Annotated in this window: 24 protein-coding genes; 8 read left to right on the forward strand and 16 right to left on the reverse strand. The window is 46.0% G+C overall.

What is annotated here, in order from left to right:
* Both AB4114_RS00005 and AB4114_RS00010 read right to left on the reverse strand, forming a co-directional pair.
* The coding region (locus AB4114_RS00005; protein ID WP_441986559.1) for a 3-hydroxyacyl-CoA dehydrogenase family protein at nt 1-1,062 on the reverse strand (1,062 nt) is incomplete at its 3' end.
* A gap of 52 nt (nt 1,063-1,114) precedes the next feature.
* On the reverse strand, nt 1,115-3,154 hold the full coding sequence (locus tag AB4114_RS00010) for a (Fe-S)-binding protein (RefSeq protein ID WP_441986560.1): 2,040 nt from the start codon (nt 3,152-3,154) through the stop codon (nt 1,115-1,117).
* Nucleotides 3,155-3,406: 252 nt separating this feature from the next.
* Between AB4114_RS00010 and AB4114_RS00015 the strand changes: the two genes are divergently transcribed.
* The 3 genes from AB4114_RS00015 (at nt 3,407) to AB4114_RS00025 (ending at nt 5,844) form a co-directional block, all read left to right on the forward strand.
* Nucleotides 3,407-3,994, forward strand: coding sequence for a TetR/AcrR family transcriptional regulator (locus AB4114_RS00015; protein ID WP_441986561.1), 588 nt, complete (start codon nt 3,407-3,409; stop codon nt 3,992-3,994).
* Between the two features lie 63 nt (nt 3,995-4,057).
* Nucleotides 4,058-4,822, forward strand: coding sequence for an electron transfer flavoprotein subunit beta/FixA family protein (locus tag AB4114_RS00020; RefSeq protein WP_441986562.1), 765 nt, complete (start codon nt 4,058-4,060; stop codon nt 4,820-4,822).
* A 38-nt stretch (nt 4,823-4,860) separates the two neighbouring features.
* Nucleotides 4,861-5,844, forward strand: coding sequence for an electron transfer flavoprotein subunit alpha/FixB family protein (locus AB4114_RS00025; RefSeq protein ID WP_441986563.1), 984 nt, complete (start codon nt 4,861-4,863; stop codon nt 5,842-5,844).
* A 55-nt stretch (nt 5,845-5,899) separates the two neighbouring features.
* Here AB4114_RS00025 and AB4114_RS00030 read toward each other — a convergent pair whose 3' ends face one another.
* The 4 genes from AB4114_RS00030 to AB4114_RS00045 all read right to left on the reverse strand — a co-directional run bounded on the left by AB4114_RS00030 (nt 5,900) and on the right by AB4114_RS00045 (nt 9,888).
* Nucleotides 5,900-6,472, reverse strand: coding sequence for a hypothetical protein (locus AB4114_RS00030; RefSeq protein WP_441986564.1), 573 nt, complete (start codon nt 6,470-6,472; stop codon nt 5,900-5,902).
* Nucleotides 6,473-6,633: 161 nt separating this feature from the next.
* Nucleotides 6,634-7,779, reverse strand: a complete 1,146-nt coding sequence (locus AB4114_RS00035; RefSeq protein WP_441986565.1) for a winged helix DNA-binding domain-containing protein — start codon at nt 7,777-7,779, stop codon at nt 6,634-6,636.
* Between the two features lie 163 nt (nt 7,780-7,942).
* Nucleotides 7,943-8,737, reverse strand: a complete 795-nt coding sequence (locus AB4114_RS00040; RefSeq protein ID WP_441986566.1) for an SDR family NAD(P)-dependent oxidoreductase — start codon at nt 8,735-8,737, stop codon at nt 7,943-7,945.
* Between the two features lie 131 nt (nt 8,738-8,868).
* Nucleotides 8,869-9,888 carry a helix-turn-helix domain-containing protein gene (locus tag AB4114_RS00045; RefSeq protein WP_441986567.1) on the reverse strand — a complete coding sequence of 340 codons (1,020 nt, stop codon included), beginning with the start codon at nt 9,886-9,888 and terminating at the stop codon, nt 8,869-8,871.
* Between the two features lie 205 nt (nt 9,889-10,093).
* Here AB4114_RS00045 and AB4114_RS00050 point away from each other — a divergent pair, with 205 nt between their 5' ends.
* On the forward strand, nt 10,094-10,519 hold the full coding sequence (locus tag AB4114_RS00050) for an ester cyclase (RefSeq protein WP_441986568.1): 426 nt from the start codon (nt 10,094-10,096) through the stop codon (nt 10,517-10,519).
* A gap of 89 nt (nt 10,520-10,608) precedes the next feature.
* On the opposite strand, the gene AB4114_RS00055 is transcribed toward AB4114_RS00050, so the two are convergent.
* From AB4114_RS00055 to AB4114_RS00065, 3 genes are all read right to left on the reverse strand, one after another.
* Nucleotides 10,609-11,559, reverse strand: coding sequence for an alpha/beta fold hydrolase (locus tag AB4114_RS00055; RefSeq protein ID WP_441986569.1), 951 nt, complete (start codon nt 11,557-11,559; stop codon nt 10,609-10,611).
* A 113-nt stretch (nt 11,560-11,672) separates the two neighbouring features.
* On the reverse strand, nt 11,673-11,891 hold the full coding sequence (locus tag AB4114_RS00060; protein WP_441986570.1) for a YezD family protein: 219 nt from the start codon (nt 11,889-11,891) through the stop codon (nt 11,673-11,675).
* A 19-nt stretch (nt 11,892-11,910) separates the two neighbouring features.
* The gene (locus tag AB4114_RS00065) at nt 11,911-12,741 is read right to left on the reverse strand and encodes an alpha/beta hydrolase family protein (protein ID WP_441986571.1); all 831 of its coding nucleotides are present in this window, start codon (nt 12,739-12,741) and stop codon (nt 11,911-11,913) included.
* A 327-nt stretch (nt 12,742-13,068) separates the two neighbouring features.
* On the opposite strand from AB4114_RS00065, the gene cysT reads away from it, so the two are divergent.
* Genes cysT through AB4114_RS00085 form a run of 4 tightly spaced genes read left to right on the forward strand, consistent with a single transcriptional unit; the run spans nt 13,069 to nt 16,937 of the window.
* Entirely contained in the window at nt 13,069-13,875 is an 807-nt protein-coding gene (gene cysT, locus AB4114_RS00070; protein WP_441986572.1) for a sulfate ABC transporter permease subunit CysT, read from the forward strand.
* On the forward strand, nt 13,872-14,702 hold the full coding sequence (locus tag AB4114_RS00075; protein WP_441986573.1) for a sulfate ABC transporter permease subunit: 831 nt from the start codon (nt 13,872-13,874) through the stop codon (nt 14,700-14,702). Before cysT ends, AB4114_RS00075 begins: the two co-directional genes overlap by 4 nt.
* A complete protein-coding gene (locus AB4114_RS00080; protein ID WP_441986574.1) occupies nt 14,692-15,777 on the forward strand; it encodes an ABC transporter ATP-binding protein in 1,086 nt (361 codons plus the stop codon). The genes AB4114_RS00075 and AB4114_RS00080 overlap by 11 nt, the downstream gene beginning before the upstream one ends.
* A 44-nt stretch (nt 15,778-15,821) precedes the next feature.
* Entirely contained in the window at nt 15,822-16,937 is a 1,116-nt protein-coding gene (locus AB4114_RS00085; protein ID WP_441986575.1) for a sulfate ABC transporter substrate-binding protein, read from the forward strand.
* A 54-nt stretch (nt 16,938-16,991) separates the two neighbouring features.
* Here AB4114_RS00085 and AB4114_RS00090 read toward each other — a convergent pair whose 3' ends face one another.
* The 7 genes from AB4114_RS00090 to AB4114_RS00120 form a co-directional block, all read right to left on the reverse strand.
* The gene (locus AB4114_RS00090) at nt 16,992-17,774 is read right to left on the reverse strand and encodes a DUF817 domain-containing protein (protein WP_441986576.1); all 783 of its coding nucleotides are present in this window, start codon (nt 17,772-17,774) and stop codon (nt 16,992-16,994) included.
* Nucleotides 17,771-18,586, reverse strand: coding sequence for a VanW family protein (locus AB4114_RS00095; RefSeq protein ID WP_441986577.1), 816 nt, complete (start codon nt 18,584-18,586; stop codon nt 17,771-17,773). The genes AB4114_RS00090 and AB4114_RS00095 overlap by 4 nt, the downstream gene beginning before the upstream one ends.
* A gap of 117 nt (nt 18,587-18,703) precedes the next feature.
* A complete protein-coding gene (locus tag AB4114_RS00100) occupies nt 18,704-19,168 on the reverse strand; it encodes a hypothetical protein (protein ID WP_441986578.1) in 465 nt (154 codons plus the stop codon).
* 148 nt (nt 19,169-19,316) lie between these two features.
* A complete protein-coding gene (locus AB4114_RS00105; protein WP_056621059.1) occupies nt 19,317-19,790 on the reverse strand; it encodes an acyl-CoA thioesterase in 474 nt (157 codons plus the stop codon).
* Between the two features lie 58 nt (nt 19,791-19,848).
* A complete protein-coding gene (gene purT, locus AB4114_RS00110) occupies nt 19,849-21,027 on the reverse strand; it encodes a formate-dependent phosphoribosylglycinamide formyltransferase (RefSeq protein WP_441986579.1) in 1,179 nt (392 codons plus the stop codon).
* A 322-nt stretch (nt 21,028-21,349) separates the two neighbouring features.
* Nucleotides 21,350-23,251 (reverse strand): cobaltochelatase CobT-related protein, encoded by a 1,902-nt coding sequence (locus AB4114_RS00115; RefSeq protein WP_441986580.1) that lies wholly within the window; start codon nt 23,249-23,251, stop codon nt 21,350-21,352.
* Nucleotides 23,252-23,279: 28 nt separating this feature from the next.
* Nucleotides 23,280-24,170, reverse strand: coding sequence for an ATP-binding protein (locus AB4114_RS00120; protein ID WP_441987038.1), 891 nt, complete (start codon nt 24,168-24,170; stop codon nt 23,280-23,282).
* Nucleotides 24,171-24,297 lie beyond the last annotated feature (127 nt).

A 24,297-nucleotide genomic window follows, 5' to 3' on the forward strand; every position in this document is an offset into this window, starting at 1 on the left:
GAGTAAGGCTTTCAGTTTCCCAACTGTCCCCTTTGTTTGTTTGGCCGCCTCCAAGGACGCTGAGCTTATTTTACGGACTACCGCGTATTCCATCGACTCCAAATTCAAAGCCTGAATTTCTTTCCCCTCAGCCGATTTCACTTTCTTATAAAAGCCTTGCCCCTGTTTCTCACCTATCCAGCCTTTGGCAACCATTTCTTTCAATATAACAGGGGTATCGAAGACATCCTTCTGGGCAGGATCTGTCACGAGATCAAACACATTGTTCGCCACATGCACGAATGTATCGAGACCAACAAGGTCCAGCGTGCGGAATGTCGCGCTTTTCGGCCGTCCCATGGCAGGTCCTGTCACCGCATCGACTTCTTCAACCGTATAACCTTTGGCCAGCATTTCTCGTAGAGTAATCAGCAACCCGTAAGTACCAATCCGATTACTTATAAAATTAGGTGTATCTTTCGCTTGCACAACACCCTTACCAAGCTTCTTCTCACAAAAATCACTCATACTCGCGATAATGGCTGGATCCGTTTGCTCATTCGGAATAATTTCCAATAATTTCATGTAGCGCGGAGGATTAAAGAAATGCGTCCCAAGGAAATGTTTCTTGAATGCTGCCCCAGCGTTCTCTACCATGGCATTTATCGAAATCCCTGATGTATTCGACGAAACGATCGTGCCGGGCTTCCACACCTTTTCAATCCGAGCGATAAGCTCTTGTTTCGCCTGTAGATTTTCGATAATAACCTCGACAATCCAATCCACTTGGCTCAGCTTAGCCAAATCATCTTCGATATTCCCTGGTGTGATCCGTGAGGCAAAAGTTTCACTATACAAAGGAGCCGGGTTTGTCTTGCCGAGCTTTTCCATGGCACTTACTGCGAAACGATTCCGCACTTTAGGGTGATCGAGTGTAAGCCCTGCTGCTTCCTCCTGTGGTGTTAACTGTTCAGGCACACGATCGAGCAATAAAACAGGAATACCTACATTGGCCAAATGCGCAGCAATTCCGGAACCMATTACACCCGAACCGATTACCGCTGCCGTACGAATAGTTGTCATGAGATCATCTCCTTTAAGTTTTCGTTAGAAAACTGGCTTCGAAAGCACTACTTTAGTTTTTCGATAGACCAAACACCGATTGTGCCAGAATTTCCGCAATATCCCGTGCTTTCACCTGCTCTTCTACTTCTTTCAGCTTCGTGCCATCCTCCACCATCGTCAAACAATAAGGACACGCCGAGGAGATCACCGTTGGCTTGACACTCAGCAGTTGCTCCGTACGCGCCACATTTACACGAGTACCTGCTGTTTCCTCCATCCACATCATGCCTCCGCCCGCCCCACAGCACATGCTGTTCTCACGAGAACGCGCTTGTTCCACAAGTTCCACGCCAGGAATTGCCCGCAACACATTACGGGGCTCTTCATACACCTCGTTATAACGACCTAAGTAACAAGAATCGTGGTATGTTATGCGTTCTTTGACCTCATATTGCGGAGTCAAGCGTCCTTCTTTCACCCACTGATCCAGCAATTCTGTATGATGAAAAACCTCTGCAAGTAAGCCAAATTCGGGATACTCATTTTTGAACGTGTGATACGTATGCGGGCACGTCGTGACGATCTTCTTTACCTTGTACTTTTGAAACGTAGCGATATTGTCCGCACACAGCTGTTGGAACAAGAATTCATTCCCCATCCGACGCGGAGTGTCACCAGAATTTTTCTCCTCATTTCCTAATATGGCAAAAGAGATACCAGCCTCCTTCATTAATTTCACGAATGCATGTGTTATTTTACGACTGCGATTATCATAGGCACCCATCGAGCCCAAAAAGAACAAATACTCGAAGGTTGGATTTTCCTTTACAGTTCGCACTTGAAGTTCGTCTTCCGGGTCAACCTCTTTGACCCATTTCACTCGATCATTGCGGGAAATTCCCCAAGGATTGCCTTGTCTTTCGATATTCTGCAGTGCGCGTTGCCCGTCATGCGGCATACTGCCTTGCGTCAGCACCAAGTGCCTGCGCATATCGATGATTTTATCCACATGCTCATTCGCAACTGGACATTGATCTTCACAGTTTCGACAGGTTGTACAAGCCCACAGCTCTTCCTCGGTGATCACACCTCCAATGAGTTCCACTTCGAGCGCGTTCCCTTGCGATTCTGGTGCGAATACCATGGCAGGTACCCAAGGCGACTTTGAGGTAATGGCTGCACCTTTCTCCGTCAAATGATCGCGCAGCTTTGTAATGAGGTGCATCGGCGACAGCAGCTTCCCTGTCGTATTAGCGGGACACACGCTCGTACAACGACCACATTCCACACAGGAGTAGAAATCCAGCATCTGCTTTTGCGTAAAATCCTCAATCTTTCCAACCCCGAATGTCTCGGCGTCTTCATCCTCCAAATTCAGAGATGCGAGCTTACCTGTCGGCTCCGTGCGTCGCAAAAGTATATTAATCGGAGCGGTAATAATGTGAAAATGCTTGGACTGCGGCACATAGATAAGGAAAGATAACAGAATCAACAAGTGCATCCACCAGCCTGCATAGAAGCCCACCGTCGCCGCTGATGTTGAGATCCCATCGAATAAGGCCGCCCAAACCGATGTCAGCGGAGCGAAGCCTGATGCTGGAAGCCCCTCACGAATACGTTCAAACCCACCGCTTATAACGACAGACAGCATCAAGAACATGATAAAAAACACGACAATACTTGGCTTCCAGCCTCGTTTAAGGCGTTTGAGCTTCTCGATATAGCGTCGATAGGTCGCGTAACCCATGGCTAGCACGATCAACCCGACCGTCACTTCCTGCATGAGGGTGAAATAGCCATAACCTGGGACAGGTAACCCTCGGTCAATTAATCCTTTTAAAATAAGGTCCAAAGCACCTAGCTGTAGAATAATGAAGCCGTAAAAAATGACGATATGCATGATACCGCTCTTTTTATCCTTCAATAACTTCGTCTGGCCAAACACTTGAACCGCAAATCCCTTGAGCCTTAAGCTAGCTTCCTTCTTCAAATCCACCGATTTCCCCAACTGGATATATAAATATCGGTGATACACTACCCGGCCGAACCCGTAGAGTGCCAAACCCGTAACCGCCAGAAAAAGGAGAAACTGAATCAGCGTACCGGTCATGGAAGACCCTCCTTTTATTAAATTTGTTAACGCTTACATTCGCGGATCGCAAAAAAGCAAATTCCATGAGTCCCTTTTTGAATAAGAGTAGAAACCTGCTTCCATGTGAAGAGTAAGCCGACAAACCTCCCTACTGCTTGGTTAAGCGGAATAAGTCGTTGACAAGGCGTACTACGTATTTTATGATGAAATTACGAAAATGAATGAGTATTCATTCACCGATATTTGTATTCTAACACCGAGGTGATCTCCTTGACAAGTGGCAAAAAACCAGACAAGTATTATGCGATTCTCGAAGGCGCGATGAAAGTATTTGCGGAAAACGGGTTTCATAAATCCCAAGTTTCGCGCATTGCCAAAGAAGCCGGCGTCGCGGATGGCACCATTTATCTGTACTTCAAGAAGAAGGAGGATATCTTAACTAGTCTTTTCCAAGAGAAATTAGGCGAGCTTGTCGAGAAATTCAACGCAGCTGTCCGAGAAAGCACGAGCCCGAAGGATGCGTTGCGCAAAATCTGTGAGATTCATTTTAGCGAGCTGGAAAATAACATTCATATGGCCTACCTCACCCAAATCGAGCTTCGTCAAAGTGATTTGGAGCTTCGTAAAGAGATTGGTCTTGCTCTAAAGAGATATATTATCCTCATTGAAAATATATTAGAAAAAGGAAAGAATGACGGCAGCTTCCGTGCGGATCTGGATGTGAAGCTGGTGAGACTTCTTATTTTTGGAGGTATGGATGAAGTCGTCACCTCTTGGCTGATTTCCGGGCAAAAGTATTCATTAACTGCACAGGTTGGTCCTACGCTTGATTTTTTCATTAAAGGCATTGAGTCATAATTCAAGCGTTCAGCAAGCGAGAAAGTGTCTCTATTTCATGTATATTCAGGAGGGAGCTTGACTATGGACATTTTTGTATTATTGAAGCAAACGTTTGATACAGAGGAGAAAATCGTCTTGCAAAATGGCGTTGTTCAAGAGGATGGCGCGAAGTTCGTCATCAATCCGTACGACGAGTATGCGGTAGAGCAAGCGATACAACTGCGAGATGAGCATGGCGGTAAAGTGACACTGCTATCGATCGGACCTGATCGCACAGCGGAAGCACTGCGAACCGCTCTCGCGATGGGTGCTGACGAGGCTGTTTTGATAACCGATGATCGAATCCTCGGGGACGAATTCGAAATTGCTGAAATTTTGGCAGCGTATTTACGCAGCCAGACTGTCGACCTCCTGCTAGGCGGTAACTTCTCCGTTGATAACGGTGCAGGTCAAGTAGCCATTCGTCTTGCTAATCTACTTGGATTGCCTCATGTCGCTTCGATTACTAAGCTGGAAATTACAGGAGAAACAGCGCATGTTCACCGCGATGCCGAAGGCGATATCGAAGTGATCGAGGTACCACTCCCTGCACTATTTACAGCCCAACAAGGCCTAAATGAACCTAGATATCMCTCCCTTCCTGGGATTATGAAAGCAAAGAAAAAGCCTTTCCAACATTTAACCCTTGATGATATTTCTGGTGCGGATGCCATTCTTGCCAAAACGACTCGACTGGCGTTATCCCTCCCGCCCGAGCGTCAAGCTGGCCGCATCCTCAAAGGTGAGCTTGCCCACCAAGTAACTGAGCTCGTTCAAGCACTACGTAACGAATCCAAAGTGATCTAAATGCAGCCGAAACTATAATAACTTAGGAGGCTATATCGATGGCTAAACAATTTCTTGTAGTTGCTGAAGCTCGCAGTGGCAAGCTTCGTCAAGTATCCTTTGAGGCCCTACGTTCGGCACAGCTTTCTGCTGCTGATGGTGATACACTTGCTGCCGTTATGTTCGGTGGCGCTGGCACCAAGGCGTTAGCTGGTGAGCTCGCTGCTTATGGCGCAGACACCGTCTACGTTGTCGAGGATCCTCAGCTTGAGAGTTATAGCTCGGATGCCTATCTCAGTGCCTTGTTGGCCGTGACCGCTGTTGCCGGACCAAACGCGATTTATTTCGGCCATACGGCGATGGGCCGAGACCTTGCCCCATTGGCTGCCGCTTCGCTTGCAGCCGGCCAAATCTCTGACGTTACCGCCATTGAACGCAGCGGCGATAACGTCTTGTTCACCCGACCGCTTTACGCTGGCAAAGCTGTCGAGAAGAAAGCGTTTACCGACCCGGCTGCGCCTTGGGTCGTCACGGTAAGACCCAACAACATCGCAGCCGCAGAGCCTGACGCTTCGCGTCAATCTGTGATCATCGATGTTGCCTACCCCGCTCCCTCCCTGCGCAGCATCATCCGGGAGGTCGTGCGTAAAACGTCCGGCGCCATCGACTTGGCTGAAGCCAAGATCGTCGTCTCCGGAGGTCGGGGCGTGCGCAGCGCCGATGGGTTCCAGCCGCTCGAAGAGCTGGCTGCCGTCTTAGGCGGCGCTGTTGGAGCTTCCCGCGGGGCTTGCGACGCGGGGTACTGCGAATACGCGATGCAGATCGGCCAGACCGGCAAGGTCGTGACGCCGGAAATTTACATCGCGTGCGGCATTAGCGGCGCCATTCAACATTTGGCGGGGATGAGCTCATCGCGCGTCATCATCGCGATTAACAAGGATGCGGAGGCGCCGATCTTTAAAGTTGCCGACTACGGTATCGTCGGCGATCTGTTCGAGGTCGTGCCGCTGCTGACCGCGGAGTTTAAGAAGCTGCTGGCGTAACGCCAGCAGCAACAAGCAGCCCCCTTCGCATTGCGTGAAGGGGACTGCTTATTCATTACTTTCTCCATTTTCGCCGCCGAACTAAGAAAAAGGTCGTACCTAGCACAACAAATCCAACTATCGCAACCCTGATAGCGGGTTGGATCCGTGACAGTTCACCTTCAAGTTGAACTTGTTCCGTAGGAATTTTCCCCTCACCTAATACAGCCAGATCCTCTTGCGCTTGATTTAAAGCAACCGTCCTGTCACAAATAATGGTAACAAGCAACTCTTTACCTCCATACATCGATGATGGCGCAGCATAAACCAAATATTCTTTGCCTTTTTCAAAATTAATTCCACAATCCCCGCCACCGCTTCCCGTATGAATAATAATTTGAGATTCAGTGCCGCCTTTCCATATACGACTTACGTCGAATAGCGCAGCTTTGGTCATACTTCCGTTTACGTTTTTTTGCTCCTTCACTTCAAGCACTTTCCCAGAAAAAACAGCTTCCGATCGACTAAATTGATCTTTCACAGCTTGAGGCTGAGCACAAGAGCAAGCATATACATTTGAAGAATGGAAGACCATCATGAAGCTTAATCCTAGAACCGACATCAGTATTATACTTATTACTCTTCTCACTACAGCTCCCCCTTCTAACCCCAAAAGCATCAACAACTCACACAACTCTTAAACGGACCATCGTTCCCAAATGTTTCAAGCAAATTGTAAATTAATTCCTACTAGCTGATCCATTTTGGTTTTCGAGACCATGTATTCGTTGTGCTCGCTGAAGGAATTGCCTATGTTATGAATTGGATTTCGTGGGTCTGGTCGTCTACCGCTGCAAATTTCAACAGGTTAGCCCCCTCAAATGCTATTTCATCTTGTTCCTGAGAAGATAACCTCCTGAAGGGTTCAATGGTGAGTGTTGCTATTCCGCTCCCCCGCTTGAGATTCCATAACCCACCAACAAAGCCGTCTATGAGGATAACTGATCGAATAATGCCATTCTTTGTGAATACCCGATTTCGATAAGTGTCATCAATAATTCGCGACCGATCCGCATGCGACAATAGGATATTATCAAACTCGCCCAAAAATCGTGCTGGGGCCGCAATGTCAGGGTCGGGTCGCGGAGCATCTTGCAGGTCGAACAGTTCACTCCCCTGCTCGTCACGAAAGCAGATGAGATCAGGTCGAAGCTTCTCGATTACCTCGCGCAGGCTAGTTAGTCCCGACCATGCCTGCATATCCTTGACTGAAGCTGGGCCAAAGGCAGACAAATAGCGTTGGATCATTAACGCAATCTTCGGTTCGGAAGTGAGGGACGATCCTAACCAGAGTTCTACTGACGTATGCAATGCTTGGCCGCTTTGACCCCAAAGTCCGCGTGGCGGTACTTGAACAAGTGGCACCAAAGTCCGGATGGCAGCTGCGAGAGCATCCGGATCCCGGTCATGCCACTCTTCATTTAGCTGCTTGCCGAGTTCGCTAAATGTCATCGGCTTTGCTTCGACAAGTGCTCTCCCTGCGGCAGCTAGCGCCTGTGCATCTAAACCGTCGAGACTCTTGCCGTAAGCACCGCCAAAACCTCGATCGTGGACTGATTGTACCAAGGGTCGCAACTCCAAACAATCACGAGCCGACACCAAGTGAATCGTAGAGCGCATCATCGCGATGCGCACCACCTTCCTTTCTTCAAGTAACCGGCTAAGTTCTTCCTGTCGAAATCCTTCAAGCCGTGTCCACAAACCATAATACGGAGGATTCGGTGCTTGGGCCTGCAAACCAACTAAATGTTCAATCGCAGCCAGCGCTGGTAGATGAACTCGCCCCAGCAGCAATTGTCTCTCAAGCAAAGCTCGGTTCAAGGCGCGTTTTCCAAGAACTGGAGCCGTTTCTCGGTTTGCTTCGGTATTGGCCACCTTCTTCTTACTTGTGTTCACGCACAAGCCCCCCTATATAAATGATGGATCATAATGAGAAGTTAATGAGATGCAAGTTTTCATCTCTGCTTTCGAGTTTTACTATTATTTTCAATATAATCATAAAAAGAACCTTGAGATCAAATTCAAGGTTCTTTTTATATTTAATMTGCATATTAAACTATCAAAAAATAGTAGGTACCATCCCCCCATCCATACGGATCGGAGAACCTTTAAATGCGGAAGCATAAGGGCTACATACGAACGCAGCTAGTCTTCCTATTTCAATAGGATTGATAAATCGTTGGATTTCTGATTGCGGTAAGATTGTAGACATCAATTGTTTCTCTTTTTCTGAAAAAGTCATATCTTCATTCGGATACATACTTTCAATTATTTGATGCACATTTTCAGAGAGTGTTGGTCCTGGCATGATCGAATTGACGGTAACTTCTGTTCCTCTTGTTAATTTAGATAAGCTTTTTGACAATGATAATAGCATTGATTTCGTCATACAATACTGTGGCATTTGTCCAGACGGCATCATTGCTTCTTCACTCGCGATAAAAATAATGCGACCAAAATCATTTTTCAACATTTTAGGTAAATAAAACTTAGATAACCCATTTGCAGCTAGAACATTGGTACGGAAGTACTTCTCCCATATTTCATCGTCAAGGTCCTCATATTGCATCATTTCATATATCCCCATATTATTCACTAAGATATCAATGTCGGGGTATTTTTTAAATAGAGCCTCACGTTGCATAGTATCCACAATATCGGCAGTCGCATTTTGAGGTGAGGTAGCTGGAAATTCCGACTTCATTTCTTGAACAATACGCTCAACCTCTTCAAAGTTCCGTCCATTAATGAGGACATTCACACCTTCTTTGGCAAGTTCAATGGCTATCGCTCTACCAATCCCCTTTGTAGATCCTGTAACTAAAGCTGTTTTATTGTTTAATCCCATATCCATTATGCTTGTCTCCTTTTATATGAAATACTGGGCCCGGATAGGGATAATATTACTTGGTCTGGATTGTTCCGTAACTAGCCTATTGCGCCTAAGTTCTTGCATAACACGCCAAATTATAAAAAATGCACCTATTAGTTCTTAGCAGCAAAGGTTACGTTGGCCGCACGCCAATTGGAAGGAGTCTCCCCTTCCCACATCCGGAAGGCACGGTAGAATGAATTCTGGTCTTCATATCCGATCAAGAAAGCCACTTCTTTAATTTCGAACGAGGGGTCTGCCAAGTACTCCCTGGCCTGTTCATGTCTAACTTGAGTCAATAGTTGCTGGAAGCTCGTATTTTCATCTGTTAGCCGACGCTGTAATGTTCGATCACTCATACCTAATTCCTTCGAGACAGTATGAATGTCGGGACATCCTGCTGTTAGACTACGCTTCAAGATCCATTTGACCATCTCAGTAATAGAGCGTCTAAGCTGCTGCTCATCCAAGGATTGATCAAGAACAGGAGTCAGCATCTCCAGCAATTCTTCGTTGTACGAAACAAAGGGGCGCTCCAAATCCCTTCGATGTAATGTCAAACGGTTACTTTGCGAACCAACCCCGACGCGGCAACCAAAGTATGCTTCAAGTACTTGTAAATCGCCCATGGGAAGTGCAAATTCGACGAATCTCGCCGTTAAAGGTTGACCAGTACCTCGGCGCCCGAGTTCCAGTAGATATGCCAGTGTAATACCGACCAATACTGGAGGACCGGCTTGCTCTGTCGTCAGCCAATTTAGTTCGATTACACAGTTCTCTCCCTCCTCGGTGATATGTAAGCTTTCAGGCGGGCAYATTTGCTTATAACGAACCATTCGGTTTAATGCGTCGCGATAGTCACGAGCGTGGTAAGTCGCTAAGACGGACGGTGGGTATTTGGCTGTTTCAAAGGCAGTCACAAGCTTGATAATTCCTTGAGCATTGTCGCCAATAAGATCGGAATAAGCCTGCCAGATCGCGAAATATTGGCTAGTGCTGACTTCTGGTTCCGTAATAATGGTTAGTGGCAATTGCGCTTGGCGAGCTATATCGTGAGGGGAAATCCCCAATTCACGTAAAGCAGACCAGAATCCTAGCGGGATTTTAACTCGATCTGAGGTAAGATGCTTCATAAATTGGAGCCTCCTTCATCTCTATATATAGGTTGTGCATAAAATCCAAATTTGATGGCGTACTTGACGCACTTATAGTAGTTTAACACACTACCTTTGAAAGTTACCTGACTCATGGCATTCTCATAGGCCGCTTGCACTTCCACCTGCAATACCCTATACTTTTCTACCAGTCACTCATATTTCATACTAAGGAGCTACCCCTATGTCTTTATCGTCAAGAGACGTCGTGCAACAATTTTTCCAACTCGTCCGCTCTGGACAGCAGCCTGATGCAGCCCATGATTATATGGCCGACCAGGTTCTAGCCCATCAGATGACAGCTGAAAACGAAACAACCGTCCATCGGACCCCGATGAATTACGCTGATCATGTTCGAGAAATGCTTGACGCTTACGGCACTTTTCATTTAGAAGTTCAGGAGCTCCTCGCCCAAAAAGATCGTGTCTATGTACGCTGGAAGCAAACGGGTATACATATTGGAGAAGTTGATGGCTTTCTGCCGACTGGAAAACCAATCATCGAAATCGCTAGTGCTGTTTATCGCGTAGAGCATGGCAAAATCATAGAATACTGGATACAAATCGATCGTGAAGGCATTCGTGCACAACTCGTACGGAACGCGAAATAGCAACTAGTGAACACATTCTGTGACTTTTCCCCACCAACACCAAAAAAGCTGTTCCCATAAGCCATCAGGCCGATAAGGAACAGCATATTTCACTTTGCGATCCAACAATCTAATCTAGCAACAATATCTTGCATGACCTCTTCGCGGTTAATCTCATTCAACATCTCGTGCCTGCCACCTGGATATAACTTATAACTGATATCATGTATCCCCAGCTTCTCATAGGTCTTAATTAAGCTGCGAACTCCCTTCCCTTGCCCGCCAACTGGATCTTCCTCACCCGAGAAAATATAAATTGGAATCTCCTTACGAATACGAGCCAAATGGTGAAATTTATGTATTTCCACTAAACCTTTGAAGAAATCCCTAAAGTATCCCGATGTAAAAATGCTACCGCAATACGGATCATTTATGTAAGCATCGACCTCTCGCTCATCTCGACTCAACCAATCAAACGGTGTACGATTCGGCTTGAACTTCGTATTAAACGATCMGAAAGATAGTGCTGTCAACAGTACACTGCGAAAATGATCTCCTCTTAAAGCTGCTTCCAACGTTGCAATCCCAATTCCAACTTGTAGGACTGGGCCTTCTTTTCCATTCGAACCAGACAATAGAATCCCTTGAACATGTGTAGGGTATCGCTCCAAATAAGATCCCATGTAGTACTGCGTTAAAAATGACCCCATGCTATGCCCTAACATAAATAATGGTAGGTTAGACTCTTCATACCGCGTACGAATTTGTGATGTAATTTCCCCCATTGTATCAGCCATGGCATGAAAGCTATCCTTGCCAAACTTACCCAGGGCTTCTAGAGAACCCGCTGTTTGGCCATGTCCCAAGTGATCATTCGCATAGACAGCGTATCCGTTCTCAGTCAAAACTTGAGCTAACCGCACATATCTAGCGGCCGTTTCTGCCATCCCGTGTGCGATCTGCACAATCCCCTTGAATCCCACGTCTTCCGAAGGTAGCCACTCGTACACATAGTGTTTGATTCCCTGCGCATCTTCCCAAATAAAGTGACCTTTACGCATAAGATTCTCCTTCCAAATCTCGCTCCTACTCCTCCTTAGTATACGTCTTCTGACGAATGAAAACAGCCCCCATTCCAATGAATGAGGGCTAATGGATAAGTGCAATATCATAGCTAAACTTTACTCTTTTGTTTGGTCGTCGATTTCACAGCTTGTAATGTAGCTTGAGCTTGTGGAACAGCAGTCGTCTCAAATCTTTTTCTTTCTGTTTTATCAATCTGTGTAATCTTGCCATCATGAACMACAATTTGTACAGAACCATATTCTAGTCCATCTAAAATTTGTTTAATTCGCTCTACCCAAATTTCATCTAATTCCAGTGGTTTCGCCATCGCCATGCCTCCAACTCATTTATATTGTCCAATCATTCCACTCTTTGTTTCGTTTGTACGTATAGTTCAGCCAATTTTCCGTTTTCTCCAGCAATTCAGTCGTTGATTGTGTCGTCGAGTACGTGTGATTTGCTTGATACACGAGCTCCAGGTCACATTGACCTTCTTTGCGCAGCCAGAACATCTTCTGATATAACGGCGCATAATCGACAGGTATGGTTTCGTCTGCAGTTCCATGAACGACAAATACATCGCCAGTAAATTTACGTAATTGTTCAAACGGTTGATGCTGCGATAATGATTCGAAGAATCGACTTGTTAGTTTGTAGCCATGATGATCGATCGTACCACCTAGCGGCAGTTTCTCGTATTCGTTCTTGCCGACGATTCGCATAATATCGTTGTGTGGATGGGCTACAGCCGACCAAAGGAATAGCGTTTTCACGCGATGATCCTTCGCTGCTGTTAACACTGCCGCGGCACCGCCTAAGCTATGTCCAAGTAGTATAACTCTGCTCAGATCCACACAATCAATTGAAACACCATAATCAATAACTCGTCTAGTCTGTTCAATGAGTACATCTAACCCACCTGCGCCATAATCCCCTGTACTCTCGCCACAGCCTCCATAATCAAAACGAAGTACAAAATAGCCTTGTGCACTGAAAGAGCGAGCTGCCTTTACAAAAAGCCGGTCAACACCGATTCGACTCCCAATAAATCCGTGACAAATGATAATCAAGGGCCAACGCTGACAATCTGCTTGAACCGCTGTAGGTTGCTGTGTAGGGTAATGTAAAGTTGCAGCTATTTCGACATTGTCGCTTTGAATCGTGATGGCATGCTCCATGATGGTAACTCCCTTTCCTTACTCATATTAATCTTATCTACTTACTCGGAATTAAAATGTAAACTAATCTTAGCACGGGATGGTACTTGTGTCAACGTATGTTTTACTTATTTACCCAAACTTTTCTCATAAAAATTGTTAATTACTTTCTTATCGATCCCTTTTCACTTTCGGAAAATGTCTTTGTACTATTATATGCAAAAATAAAGACTTAACATCAGTCATTTTACCGAAAAATACGTATTGACAGAATAATCCTGTCGCTGTTATAGTCATTTTAATAAAACCAAGTAAGTTGGTATGTTTTATGAGAATAGGTGGTGTTCCATGCGTAACAAGGTTTTCAAAGCGACGGTTCGATCCGTGCTTATAGGCTACTTAATTGTGCTTCTTCTTATCCCCATTGCCACCATCTACGTCAAAGGCTTTTCGCTAGGCTGGGAACCTTTTTGGAAAGAAGTCACAGGACCTTTAGCATGGAAATCAATTGTCTTAACAGTCAAGTTAAGTATTATTGCAACGGTTATTCAAGCAGTGGTGGGAACGATCATCGCTTATGTCCTTGTCCGATATCGATTCCGAGGACAGAGCATTCTGAACAGCATGGTCGATCTCCCCTTCTCACTTCCTACTTCCGTTGCAGGCTTAATGTTCCTCACCCTACTAGGACCACAAAGTCCACTAGGAGCTTGGTTAGACTCGGTAGGAATCAAACTGCTCTATAATCAAACTGCCATTGTTATTGGTCTAGTCTTTGTCACTTTCCCATTCGTAGTACGTACAGTTCAACCACTATTGGAGCAGATTGATCCAGCAGAAGAACAGGCGAGTTTCACACTTGGTGCAAACAGATTCTATACGTTTTACCGCATCGTATTGCCAGCGCTATTACCTGGTACGATTGCTGGTAGTATGCTCGCTTTCTCCCGATCACTTGCAGAATTTGGTGCCATCTCCCTAATCTCCGGTAATTTACYCGGTAAAACGATGGTCGCCTCAGTCTATATATATGGTGAAACACAGAACTACAATCCTGAAGGTGCAGCTGCTATCTCACTAGTCCTCCTGACGCTCTCCGTCCTGATTTTATGGGGAATCCATTTATGGACTCGCGGAAAGGGGCGGCTAGCATGAGAAAATTATTGATTGGCATTTCTTTTTCGGTCATATTCCTACTAATCATATTGCCTTTCTTAGGAATTTCCTTTGGTGCATTCGAAGATGGCCCTGGCGCATTCTTTGATGCCCTTGTTCGTCCAGAAGCCCTGCACGCTTTGAAAATTTCTTTGATAATCGTCAGTATCGTTACCGTGCTTAATGCCATTATCGGAATTTATATTTCCATAGAAATTGTAAGAGGTTCCTGGATTTCACGTTGGATGAAACCGATCATTAATGCCCTGATCGACCTGCCATTTGCGGTGTCACCTGTCATTGTAGGTTTAATGGTGATCTTGATCTTCGGACCCAACACGGCACTCGGTGCATTTCTCGAAGATCATAATATGAAAATCGTTTATGCGATTCCAGGGATGGTCATTGCCACTATGTTTATCACCTTTCCTCTAATGGTACGTGAGGTAGTCCCCTTACTCGAGGAGATCGGAACACAGTCCGAAGAAGCTTCTGCAACCTTAGGCGCAGGACCTGTCCGTACTTTCTTCCAGGTGACATGGCCGAGTATCCGATGGGGTGTCATGTATGGCTTGATTTTGACAATCGCTCGGTCGCTTGGTGAATTCGGCTCCATTCTTGTCGTATCAGGCAACATCATTAATCAAACACAAACAGCAACGACACTCGTCTATCAAGATGCTGAACAATTTCAGCTCGTAGCAGCCAATAGCGTGGCCTTCGTATTAGGTCTCATCTCCATAACGATTTTATTAACGCTAGAGTGGCTGAAACGAAGAAGCGAAGCAACAAGAAATCATGGAGGAGGATCCCCACATGCACATTGAAGTAACCAATCTTAATAAACATTTCGGAGACTTTCATGCGATCAAAGATGTTAATTTCAAAATTAAAGAAGGGAATCTTGTCGGTTTGATTGGACCGAGCGGCGGTGGTAAAACCTCCATCCTTCGGATGCTATCTGGACTCGAATCCCCAACAAGCGGTGATATTTATTTTGATGGGAAGCTTGCTACTCACCTTCCAGTTCAAGAAAGAGGTATTGGCTTCGTTTTTCAAAGTTATGCACTTTTTAAACATATGACGGTGTTTGACAACGTCGCTTATGGATTGAAAGTGCTCAAAAAGTCGAAGGCTGAGATTCAGGATCGCGTCACGTATCTGTTGAACTTAATGGGTCTTGCAGGTCATGAGCGAAAATATCCTCATCAACTATCAGGCGGACAACGCCAGCGGGTAGCTTTCGCTAGAGCCCTAGCACCTGAACCAAGGCTGCTTCTACTCGATGAGCCTTTTGCCGCGATTGATGCCAAAATCCGTAAAGAGCTTCGCGTTTGGCTGCGAAATTTGATCAACGAATTCAAAGTAACGACCCTTTTCGTAACGCATGATCAGGATGAGGCGATCGAGGTTGCCGATGAAATCATCTTGGTCCAAGGTGGCAAAATCGAACAACAAGGAAGTCCATGGGAAATTTATACGAAACCTGCTTCATCCTTCGCAGCTTCCTTCATTGGAGAATCCAATGTTCTTCCCTCCTATTCGCCGCTTGTTGGATTCCCTACGCTTGCTGATCTTCAACAAGATGGCAAATGGCTACCTGATGTAAATGTACTAATTCGTCCTGAGAACATCGAAGTTCGTCCGCACAATGTCAGTCATTTGGCCACAGCTGGAGAAAAAGGCAAAGTAACACATGTTCACTTCCGCGGAGATTCCTGGTATCTAGAAATGGATACGGGTCATATCAAGCTTTTTGCCTATCAGTCCGTGAAAGAACGCATTTATCAAGTTGGCGATGAAGTGAATATTCTTATCCATCAGATTTCTGTATTTACCCAATCAGGTACAACCTGGATTGATAATCAGGCCAAACAAGATCCACAGCCTGTCTTCATATAACCTAATACCAAATAAGCTTTAGAAAAGAAGGGGAGTTGTTAACCATGAAAAATGTTAAAACGCTTGGCCTAGTTACTGCAGCCTTATTCACAGCAAGTATTACCCTTACAGCGTGCGGATCCGGTACGACCAAAACAGCTAGCACCAGTGCTCCATCTGCCGCTGCAACGACAGCTGCAACAGCTGCTGCAAGTACGACACCGAAAGCTGATGGCGGTAAAGTCACGATTACGGTCGGTGCTTACTCCATTTTGAAAGAATCCTTTGATGTAATCCTGCCAAAATTCAAAGAAGAATATAAAAAGAAAACCGGTACAACCGTTGAATTCCAAGAATCTTATGTCGCTTCCGGCTCACAAGCTACGGCTATCATTCAAGGCTTTGAAGCGGATATCGCTCCACTCTCTCTTGAAGGTGATATTCAAAAAATCGTGGAAAAAGGTCTAATTACACACGACTGGAAAAACACGCCACAAAAAGGTTTCGTAACAACTTCTATCGCCGCTATTGGTGTGCGTGAAGGGAATCCAAAAGGAATTAAGGATTGGTCCGATCTAACAAAACCAGGCGTTGAAGTCCTCATTCCAAACCCAAGTAGTTCTGGTGGTGCTAAATGGGATATCAATGCTGTCTACGGTGCTGGACTCAAAATTTCCGAAGCTGCTGGTAAGCAAGACCCTGCTGTAGCCAAAGATCTCGTAGCTAAAATATACAAAAACATTAAAGTTCTCGATAAGAGTGGCGCCGACTCCCTAGCGACCTTCGATAAAGGTGTAGGCGATGCGATCATTACGTATGAGAATGAACTTGTCGCTCGTATTCAATCCGGTAAGAAATACGTTGAAGTTATTCCACAATACACGACTTCCATTGAAAATCCCGTTGCTATTATTGATAAATACGTTGATAAGCATGGTAATCGTGCAGCTGTTCAAGCGTTCTATGACTACTTGTTCTCTGCTGATGCTCAGAAAGTATTCGCTGACAAAGGCTTCCGCTCAGTTCTTCCAGAAGTCGCTAAGCAATATGAGAAAAACTACACAACGCCTCCAGGCCTATTCAATATCGAATACCTAGGTGGTTGGGATAAAGTGAACAAAGAACTATATGGTAAAGGTGCGATTTGGGAAACGATCCTTGCTGAAGGTGGAGCGAAGTAAACGAATTGCAAAAAGAACCCCCAGAGGCTACGAGCTTCCGGGGGTTTCGCTATTTCATGCACCTTTAACTTGCTTTGGATATTTGATACGCTTCAATTCTGCTACGATGATGATCGTAATAATGACCAACATAAACCATGAACTAATTTTCCCCCAATGAACAATCCGCCACGAAATTTCTTGATCTGGATAGCGCCAAGCTCCAAGAAATGTTGAAATATTTTCAGCCAGCCAAATAAATAAAGCAACTAACATGAAGGATAAGACCGTATGCATGCGATAGGTTTGGGTCGTTACGGTGAATAGAATATGAGATTTGTAAAACAGAATCACGATCAAGGCAATGAGAATCCACCTGATATCAACCATAAAATGATGGGTAAAAAAATTAGCATATATACCTATCGATACCAGGATCGCCATGTATTTGCTTGGCCAGTTAATGAGATACAAATCAAATCGTTTCCACGCCTGACACACATAACTGGAGACACTGGCATACATAAAACCGCTATACAGCGGGACTCCGGCTATTTTCGTCAAGCCTTCCTCTGGATAAGACCACGAACCCATGTGTACTTTATACAACTCAAGAGCAAGTCCAATAATGTGAAATACCGTGATAACCTTCAGCTCATCAACACTCTCTAACTTCGTCCATACCAATATCAGTTGCGCAAGAATACACACAAGTAAAATGAAATCATAGCGATGCATGAATGGCAGCGGTACTGCTTTGGATACAGCCAAAGTCATAAAGATGATAACAGGAAACATACAGCATAAGGCTTGTTTCCAACCGAAAATGAGAAAATCCTTCACATATTCACTCTTCATTCGTTCTCCTGAGTTCCGTTAGATTTCATATACTTGACCTCTGCGTGATTCACGTTAACCAACTCTTCATCCACGATAGAATCATCTTGCTTACTTACTTTTTGCCGCCAAATTTCGTTCCCCCTGAACCACTTGTTTGAAGTTTCGTAGAATGAATGGTTCTTCTCTTTCACTCGATAATCATATAGCAATTCTGTATCGCAGCTTATCGCACCTTCTAAATACGCTTCCGTGACCTCCAGATGAAATTGAAACCGATTCGAAGTTGGATTGTAAAATTGTAAATCTACGTAATTATAAAATACACTCGTTCCCGTACCAAAGGGGATTACTCTTCGGTCGTCTGGAAATAGATCGAAGCTGTGATGGTGTCTTTCTTTGATCACAAGCGGCGTATGTAACGCAAGCCAATATAACATATTCGCTAACTGACACAAACCACCGCCGGTACCTACACGAACTTCGCCATGAGAGAGCATGAGACCCTCGATATAACCCTTTTCTTTACTAGTCACACCAATTAGCTTCCAAAAGGAAAACGTCTCACCGGGATGAATTACGATCCCATCCACATGCTTCAGCGCGATTTTCAAATTCACGATCTTGTTTTCTTGTAAAATAGGATCTGTATTTCCGAGCACCMGCCGAAGTATAGATTTGTGCTTCTTTGCAGTATAAGTAAATGGCTGAGAACTTCTAACATAAGCATATTTAATTTTGGGATTTAAATTCATGATGCGTCGCTGTACGATCAGCTGCTGGACGCGGAGCCTATATAAGAAAGGAAATCGCTTGCCTATCCGTTGTTTCATGTCAATAAGTCCCATTGATTCTTCATCCTTATCTGTAAAAATAATATGGAGGCATGGTTTTTCTCTTTATTTGACTTCCTAAACACTTAAAAAGTTGTGTACTAGGATGAGTTTCCTCTACTTTGGATTAACGGATACAATCCAGAACCTGCCCGTCTTTTCATCAAAGTTTAATTTCACAGTTCCTGATTGATTTTTCTCTAATCGTTGATACCCCGTTCCCATCCCTGTAATACTTCGTCCAGGCATAAACGGAATTGGAGACAAATACCTATTTGAAAGAAGATCATAGCGTTCATAAGCTATAATTTCTTCACCTTGTGTCAGATTCATGCCTTCTTTCATGGTGAGCACGTTTTTGATAACAATCCTAGTAGAAACTAGCTTATCGCTAATATGTTGCTTACCTGTTCCCATGACTTCCGCTTCTGCATCAATTGGAATTGTAAAGAAATCATATTCCCCGTACGTTTGGTCTCGTTTATCTAAAATAAGATACTGATCTGTAAGGCGATATGTTATGGCGGCGACTACTAATACGATGACATTTGTAAGCAAAATCTTTATGACTCTTGTCTTCATTCGGACGCCTTTCTTGGAACAAAAGTGGGTTACAAGATTTCATCTATTCCTAACTATTCAATAACCATCCAGATACCCCTTCCTTTACCAATAAAAAAAAGCAGTTCCCTCATAGGGAACTGCTGGCTGAATCAGGAAACCGGAAAGCTTATAGTCGTGCTTCCTTACGAAGCTTTCGTGCTGTAAACCGTGCTTCCGCGGATTCGAAGAGCTTCTTCTCTTCATCCGTTTCCGCAATAATGCCTGGGACTGGACACGGCTGGCCCGCGTCATCTAAGGCAACAAACGTCAGAAACGACGTGGCTGTATGTTTTTTTTCACCGGTCAGAAGATTCTCGGACTCAATTTTCACATAAACCTCCATCGAACTCCGATGCGTCCACGTAACAAATGCTTCCAATTGAATCGCCTCGCCAAGCTTAACCGGTGCGAAAAAATCCAAGCTATCACTCGAAGCTGTTACCACACTCTTACGACAATGGCGCATGGAGGCAATCGTGGCAACTTTATCAATATATTGCATTACGCGACCACCAAAGACGGTGTTATGGTAGTTCGTGTCCGCTGGCAAAATAATTTCTGTCAACACGGTTCGAGACAGTCTTGCTGCTTTAGGTTCCATAGTGCTTGCCTCCGGATGATGACTTCAGACAGGGATTAGCGTTCTTCAGTCATTCAGTTTAGTTGTAATTCAAAGCGAGCTTAGCTGCTGCTTCTTTAGCTAGGCTGCGTGCTTCCTCCACAGTTTCCCCAGAACTCAGGGCAACAGCCATACGGCGACCTACTTTGGTTTCAGGCTTGCCAAATACTCTTACTTGCGTATTCGGTACAGATAGTGCCTCGTCAATGCCGCTAATTGTATATTCGACTTGCTCGCGATCAGCTTTCAGCGTGTAGCTGGCACCTGGCGTCAATAAGCGAACGCCCGTTATCGGGAATCCAAGAATTGCTCTTGCATGCAGCGCGAACTCACTGAGATCTTGTGTAGCCATCGTAACCATACCTGTATCATGCGGACGCGGGGACACTTCACTGAAGTATACGCCATCTGCGGTTAGGAATAATTCAACGCCATATAGACCATGACCACCAAGTGCATCGGTAATCGTTTTTGCCATTTGCTGCGCATCCACAATTTGCTGCTCAGACATGGTATGCGGCTGCCAAGATTCGATATAATCACCGTCTTTTTGAATGTGACCAATTGGCTCACAGTAGGTTGTTCCTGAAACAGAACGAACCGTCAACAACGTAATTTCGGATTCAAAATGGATAAATTCTTCGACGATCACACGCGCGTTCTTAGCACGTCCGCCTTCCATCGCAATGTTCCATGAAGCTTCTACACCCTCAGCCGTTCGGCAAACACTTTGCCCTTTTCCAGATGAGCTCATGATCGGTTTGATCACACAAGGTGTGCCGATTACAGCTACAGCAGCGTGCAATTCTTCAAGACTATTAGCAAATTCATATTTGGCTGTGCGTAGTCCCAGTGTTTCCGAGGCAAGTCGGCGAATCCCTTCTCTATCCATTGTTAAACGGGATGCTGTCGCTGTCGGAATAACACGGAAACCTTCTTTTTCTAGTTCAACAAGAACAGACGTCGCAATCGCTTCGATTTCTGGCACAATGAGATCTGGGCGTTCTTTCTCGATAATCGCACGAAGCTGCTCGCCATCCAGCATCGAAATAACGTGGCTGCGATGCGCAACCTGCATGGCTGGTGCATTCGCATAACGATCCACAGCAATCGTCTCAATACCGAGTCGTTGTGCTTCAATAATAACTTCTTTACCTAGCTCACCAGAGCCAAGCAGCATAATTTTCTTGGATTTGTTGGATAATGGTGCTCCGTACATGAGATGAAATGCCCCCTAAATGAAAGATGAGTACAAGCTATGAATGATGTTACGTATGTAATTCATCCGATTTGTGTCGGAGTTTGGCGAATTTTACCTAGAATGATCCTGATCTATTGTACTGGATTTTGAGGTTAAAAGATAGATGAGATCTTCAGATTAAGCTCTTGGAATTTACACTACCCGTAACATTGCATGTGGCTCAACTAGGGTAATAAAATATTGAAAGTTATCCAGTTAATTCTAAGTATTTAGGGAATACATCTTGAAAATCCCGAAAATAACTGGAGTTTATGTAGGTAATGACAAGCGAATGAACTAATTATGACTGGATCGATTTCAGCAATAGCTTACGTAAAATCGGAACAAGTTGTTCATGTAGTCCTTCCACATTCGGAACAACGATACTGCTTCGCCCGTACATATTACGCATCGCGTTTCGCTGTGTTTCATGCACGGTGCCATTTGCTAGAAATACGCTAATCACCTCGACACCCATGCGTCTAGCTTGTAGAACGGCTTCGTGTGTATCCAGGATGCCGACATCGTTGTAGTTGGCTGCCGAAGGCTCCCCATCCGAGAACACGAGGAGGATGCGCTGCCGCTCTGTGCGCCGCAGCAGCCGCTTCATCATCTCGCGAATAGCGAAGCCATCGCGATTGTCCTGCTGCGGCTCCAGCTGCATCAGAGCCGCGCCACTCCCGACCGCGAGACAGGAGCCGAAATCCACCGCAACCTGGAACAGATTCGGTGCCTCCTGCTCGGTTACGCGGTCCGCGTCCTCCCAGAATCCCACAATTTCATGCGGGATTCGGAGGTTTTGGAGGGTCTCGTGGAATAGCACGAGACCGAGTTTGGTTTCGTCCATTTTGTCATACATGGACGCCGAGCAGTCGACGAGCAGCGCGAACGCTGCGTCGAGCTGGGGTACAGGGGCGCGCTTCTTATAGAAGAGGCGCGGCATCTCTTGCGTGATGGCTCGCGTAAGCCGCTTGTCGAGCCGCCCGAACAGCCGATCGCCGCGCGGGGCGATCCGCCTCTGCTCCAGCGTGCGCCGTATCGCACGCTGCAAGGGCTTCGCGAGCGGCGCTGCGCGCTCGCTCAAGCGCCTGAACCCGTCCTCCTGCGCAGCAGTAGGACGTTCAGGCAAGAGCCAGGTCGCCGTCGCATACGCGGCGACCTCGCCCTCCCCGTGACCCGCGGCAGCGGGCACGGAAGGCCCTTGGCGCCGCCCAGCGGCGGCGCCGGTGCGCTGGGCGCGCTGCGAGCGCCCCTGGGTGATGGCGAGCGCCTGGTCGGCGGCATCGCCCTCACGGGGCGCAGAGCCCTGCGCGGCGGTGCGAGCGCCGCGCTCCAGCTCGAACCGCAGCAGCCCTGGGCTGCGGTCGCTGCTCTCACGATGCCAAGTCGGCATCCGCTCTTGGCCGGGCAATTGATGCTCCCCCTCTTGGTCGGGGAGCACATCATCGTTAGCGAGCCTCTTCGCGCGCTTTAGCTCGCCTTTATAGTCCGCAGGCAGCGGATCTGCAATACCGCTTCCTTGCTGTGTCCAGAAGTAACTAGACACAGCATCACGCTCCAACCACGGGGACAGCGTCTCCAATATGTCTTTACACAATGCCGCAACTTGAGCCGTATAACTTGCTTCCTCCACTTGCTCTAGCATCGCATAGAGTCCCCCCAAACGGCCCGTTAACTCGCTGCCAAGCGCAGAGAACGACTCACCTTGCCACGACTTTCCAGTGAACCATCCATATACGATCAACAGTAACGCATCCGCCAACTCACCTTTGCTCACATGCGTTCGTAGCTTATGTTGGAAGTATCCGCCTAAGATATGATGCCGATGTGCAAAGACAGCTCCCATTCCAGGACGTTGACTGCGGCAAATGCGCTCCAAACGCATATCCTCACATAGTGCAAATAAGCTATTCGCCAGCTTCGGAAACTTGACACTCGAACAGTAATGAAGGTAGTCGGTCACTGCCACCTTACCTGTAAACCAAGCGCTGCCAAGGCAACGCAGATACACATCGCTTTTCATACCCGCTGTTTTGTCACGAAGCGGATAATCCCACCAAAACTGACTCACCGTCATTTGCAGGGCAGTTTCATCATAATGCGCGTGAAATCCAGCCTCGACTTCCAGCTTTCCACGTTTCGTAAATAAACGAGCCAAATCCACCAACTGCATATGGAGCAGCGCATCGATTTTATCATCCAATCGGCTAAGGCTTCCTACGAACATGGTTTTACAGTAACGTTTCAGCCGTATTCATCACAGCTGCACGTTCCCTTTCATCCTCTAGCTTGTCCGCAATCGCCCGCGTAACTGCCCGCATCGGCGGTATATAAGCTGCCAAATCACATGCATCTAACAGTGCTCTAATCGAACCGGCTTCATCGGGTAGTTGACCCATTTCAATCAGGGAAAGCAAATCAGCGGATAGTTGAACGAAGGTGCGTAACAGCTTATCATCCCGCAACACGGAACGACTTTTTAACAAATGAAACAATAATTCACCTTGCAAATAAGGCACTTCCACCGTGACAAAACGATTTTTCAGTGCTTCATTTAACGGGACAGTACCAATGTAGCCTTCATTAATCGCTGCGACAACTCTGAAATTCGGATGGGCAGTTATTACTTCGCCTGTAAAAGGGTTTGTTATTGATCTGCGGTGATCCAGCACGCCATTGATAAGAGGCAGCGTTTCTGGCTTGGCCATATTAATCTCGTCAATATAGAGAAAGTGCCCCTTGGTCATCGCTTTCATAATTGGACCAGGGATAAAAGCAATTTGACTACGCCCTTGCTCATCATGTCTGAGCGTTTTGAAGCCAAGTAGCGCCTCTGCATCCAAATCCGTGGAACAATTCACGCTGTGCATGGGCTGATTAAAGACAGCGGATACGTGCTCAGCAAGCTTCGTTTTGCCAGAGCCTGTCGGGCCCTTTAGGAGTACATTTTTGCCTAGAAAAAGTGACAAAATCGCATCTGTGAGCAGCTCTTCTGTGGGAGCTTCATATGCCGCAATACCGATTAACTTACTGTCCTCGGCGGTATGAAGGATTTGCTTGTGCTCCTCCAAACGTACTCGAACCTCTGGTGGCCATGCATCTATTTTCAAAAAATCTGTCATCATCGCGTCGGTATTCCTTTCCTGATTGCATTATTCTCTAACTATTATCAGGAAAGCGCGAATTGTCAAGCTTCATCAGGTTAACCAAGGCTCCTCAATGACGGAGTGAGCATAGAAAGCCATAGCT

Origin of the sequence: Paenibacillus sp. 2RAB27 (genome assembly GCF_052115445.1) — a bacterium.
Classification (GTDB): domain Bacteria; phylum Bacillota; class Bacilli; order Paenibacillales; family NBRC-103111; genus Paenibacillus_E.

What these genes read in the sequence shown, in the direction of transcription:
- AB4114_RS00010 (WP_441986560.1), bottom strand. Translation starts at nt 3,154, where the DNA reads ATGACCGGTACGCTGATTCAGTTTCTCCTTTTTCTGGCGGTTACGGGT.
- AB4114_RS00025 (WP_441986563.1), top strand. Translation starts at nt 4,861, where the DNA reads ATGGCTAAACAATTTCTTGTAGTTGCTGAAGCTCGCAGTGGCAAGCTT.
- AB4114_RS00105 (WP_056621059.1), bottom strand. Translation starts at nt 19,790, where the DNA reads ATGGAACCTAAAGCAGCAAGACTGTCTCGAACCGTGTTGACAGAAATT.
- AB4114_RS00065 (WP_441986571.1), bottom strand. Translation starts at nt 12,741, where the DNA reads ATGGAGCATGCCATCACGATTCAAAGCGACAATGTCGAAATAGCTGCA.
- AB4114_RS00050 (WP_441986568.1), top strand. Translation starts at nt 10,094, where the DNA reads ATGTCTTTATCGTCAAGAGACGTCGTGCAACAATTTTTCCAACTCGTC.
- purT (WP_441986579.1), bottom strand. Translation starts at nt 21,027, where the DNA reads ATGTACGGAGCACCATTATCCAACAAATCCAAGAAAATTATGCTGCTT.
- AB4114_RS00120 (WP_441987038.1), bottom strand. Translation starts at nt 24,170, where the DNA reads ATGACAGATTTTTTGAAAATAGATGCATGGCCACCAGAGGTTCGAGTA.
- AB4114_RS00040 (WP_441986566.1), bottom strand. Translation starts at nt 8,737, where the DNA reads ATGGATATGGGATTAAACAATAAAACAGCTTTAGTTACAGGATCTACA.
- AB4114_RS00085 (WP_441986575.1), top strand. Translation starts at nt 15,822, where the DNA reads ATGAAAAATGTTAAAACGCTTGGCCTAGTTACTGCAGCCTTATTCACA.
- AB4114_RS00100 (WP_441986578.1), bottom strand. Translation starts at nt 19,168, where the DNA reads ATGAAGACAAGAGTCATAAAGATTTTGCTTACAAATGTCATCGTATTA.
- AB4114_RS00075 (WP_441986573.1), top strand. Translation starts at nt 13,872, where the DNA reads ATGAGAAAATTATTGATTGGCATTTCTTTTTCGGTCATATTCCTACTA.
- AB4114_RS00090 (WP_441986576.1), bottom strand. Translation starts at nt 17,774, where the DNA reads ATGAAGAGTGAATATGTGAAGGATTTTCTCATTTTCGGTTGGAAACAA.
- AB4114_RS00080 (WP_441986574.1), top strand. Translation starts at nt 14,692, where the DNA reads ATGCACATTGAAGTAACCAATCTTAATAAACATTTCGGAGACTTTCAT.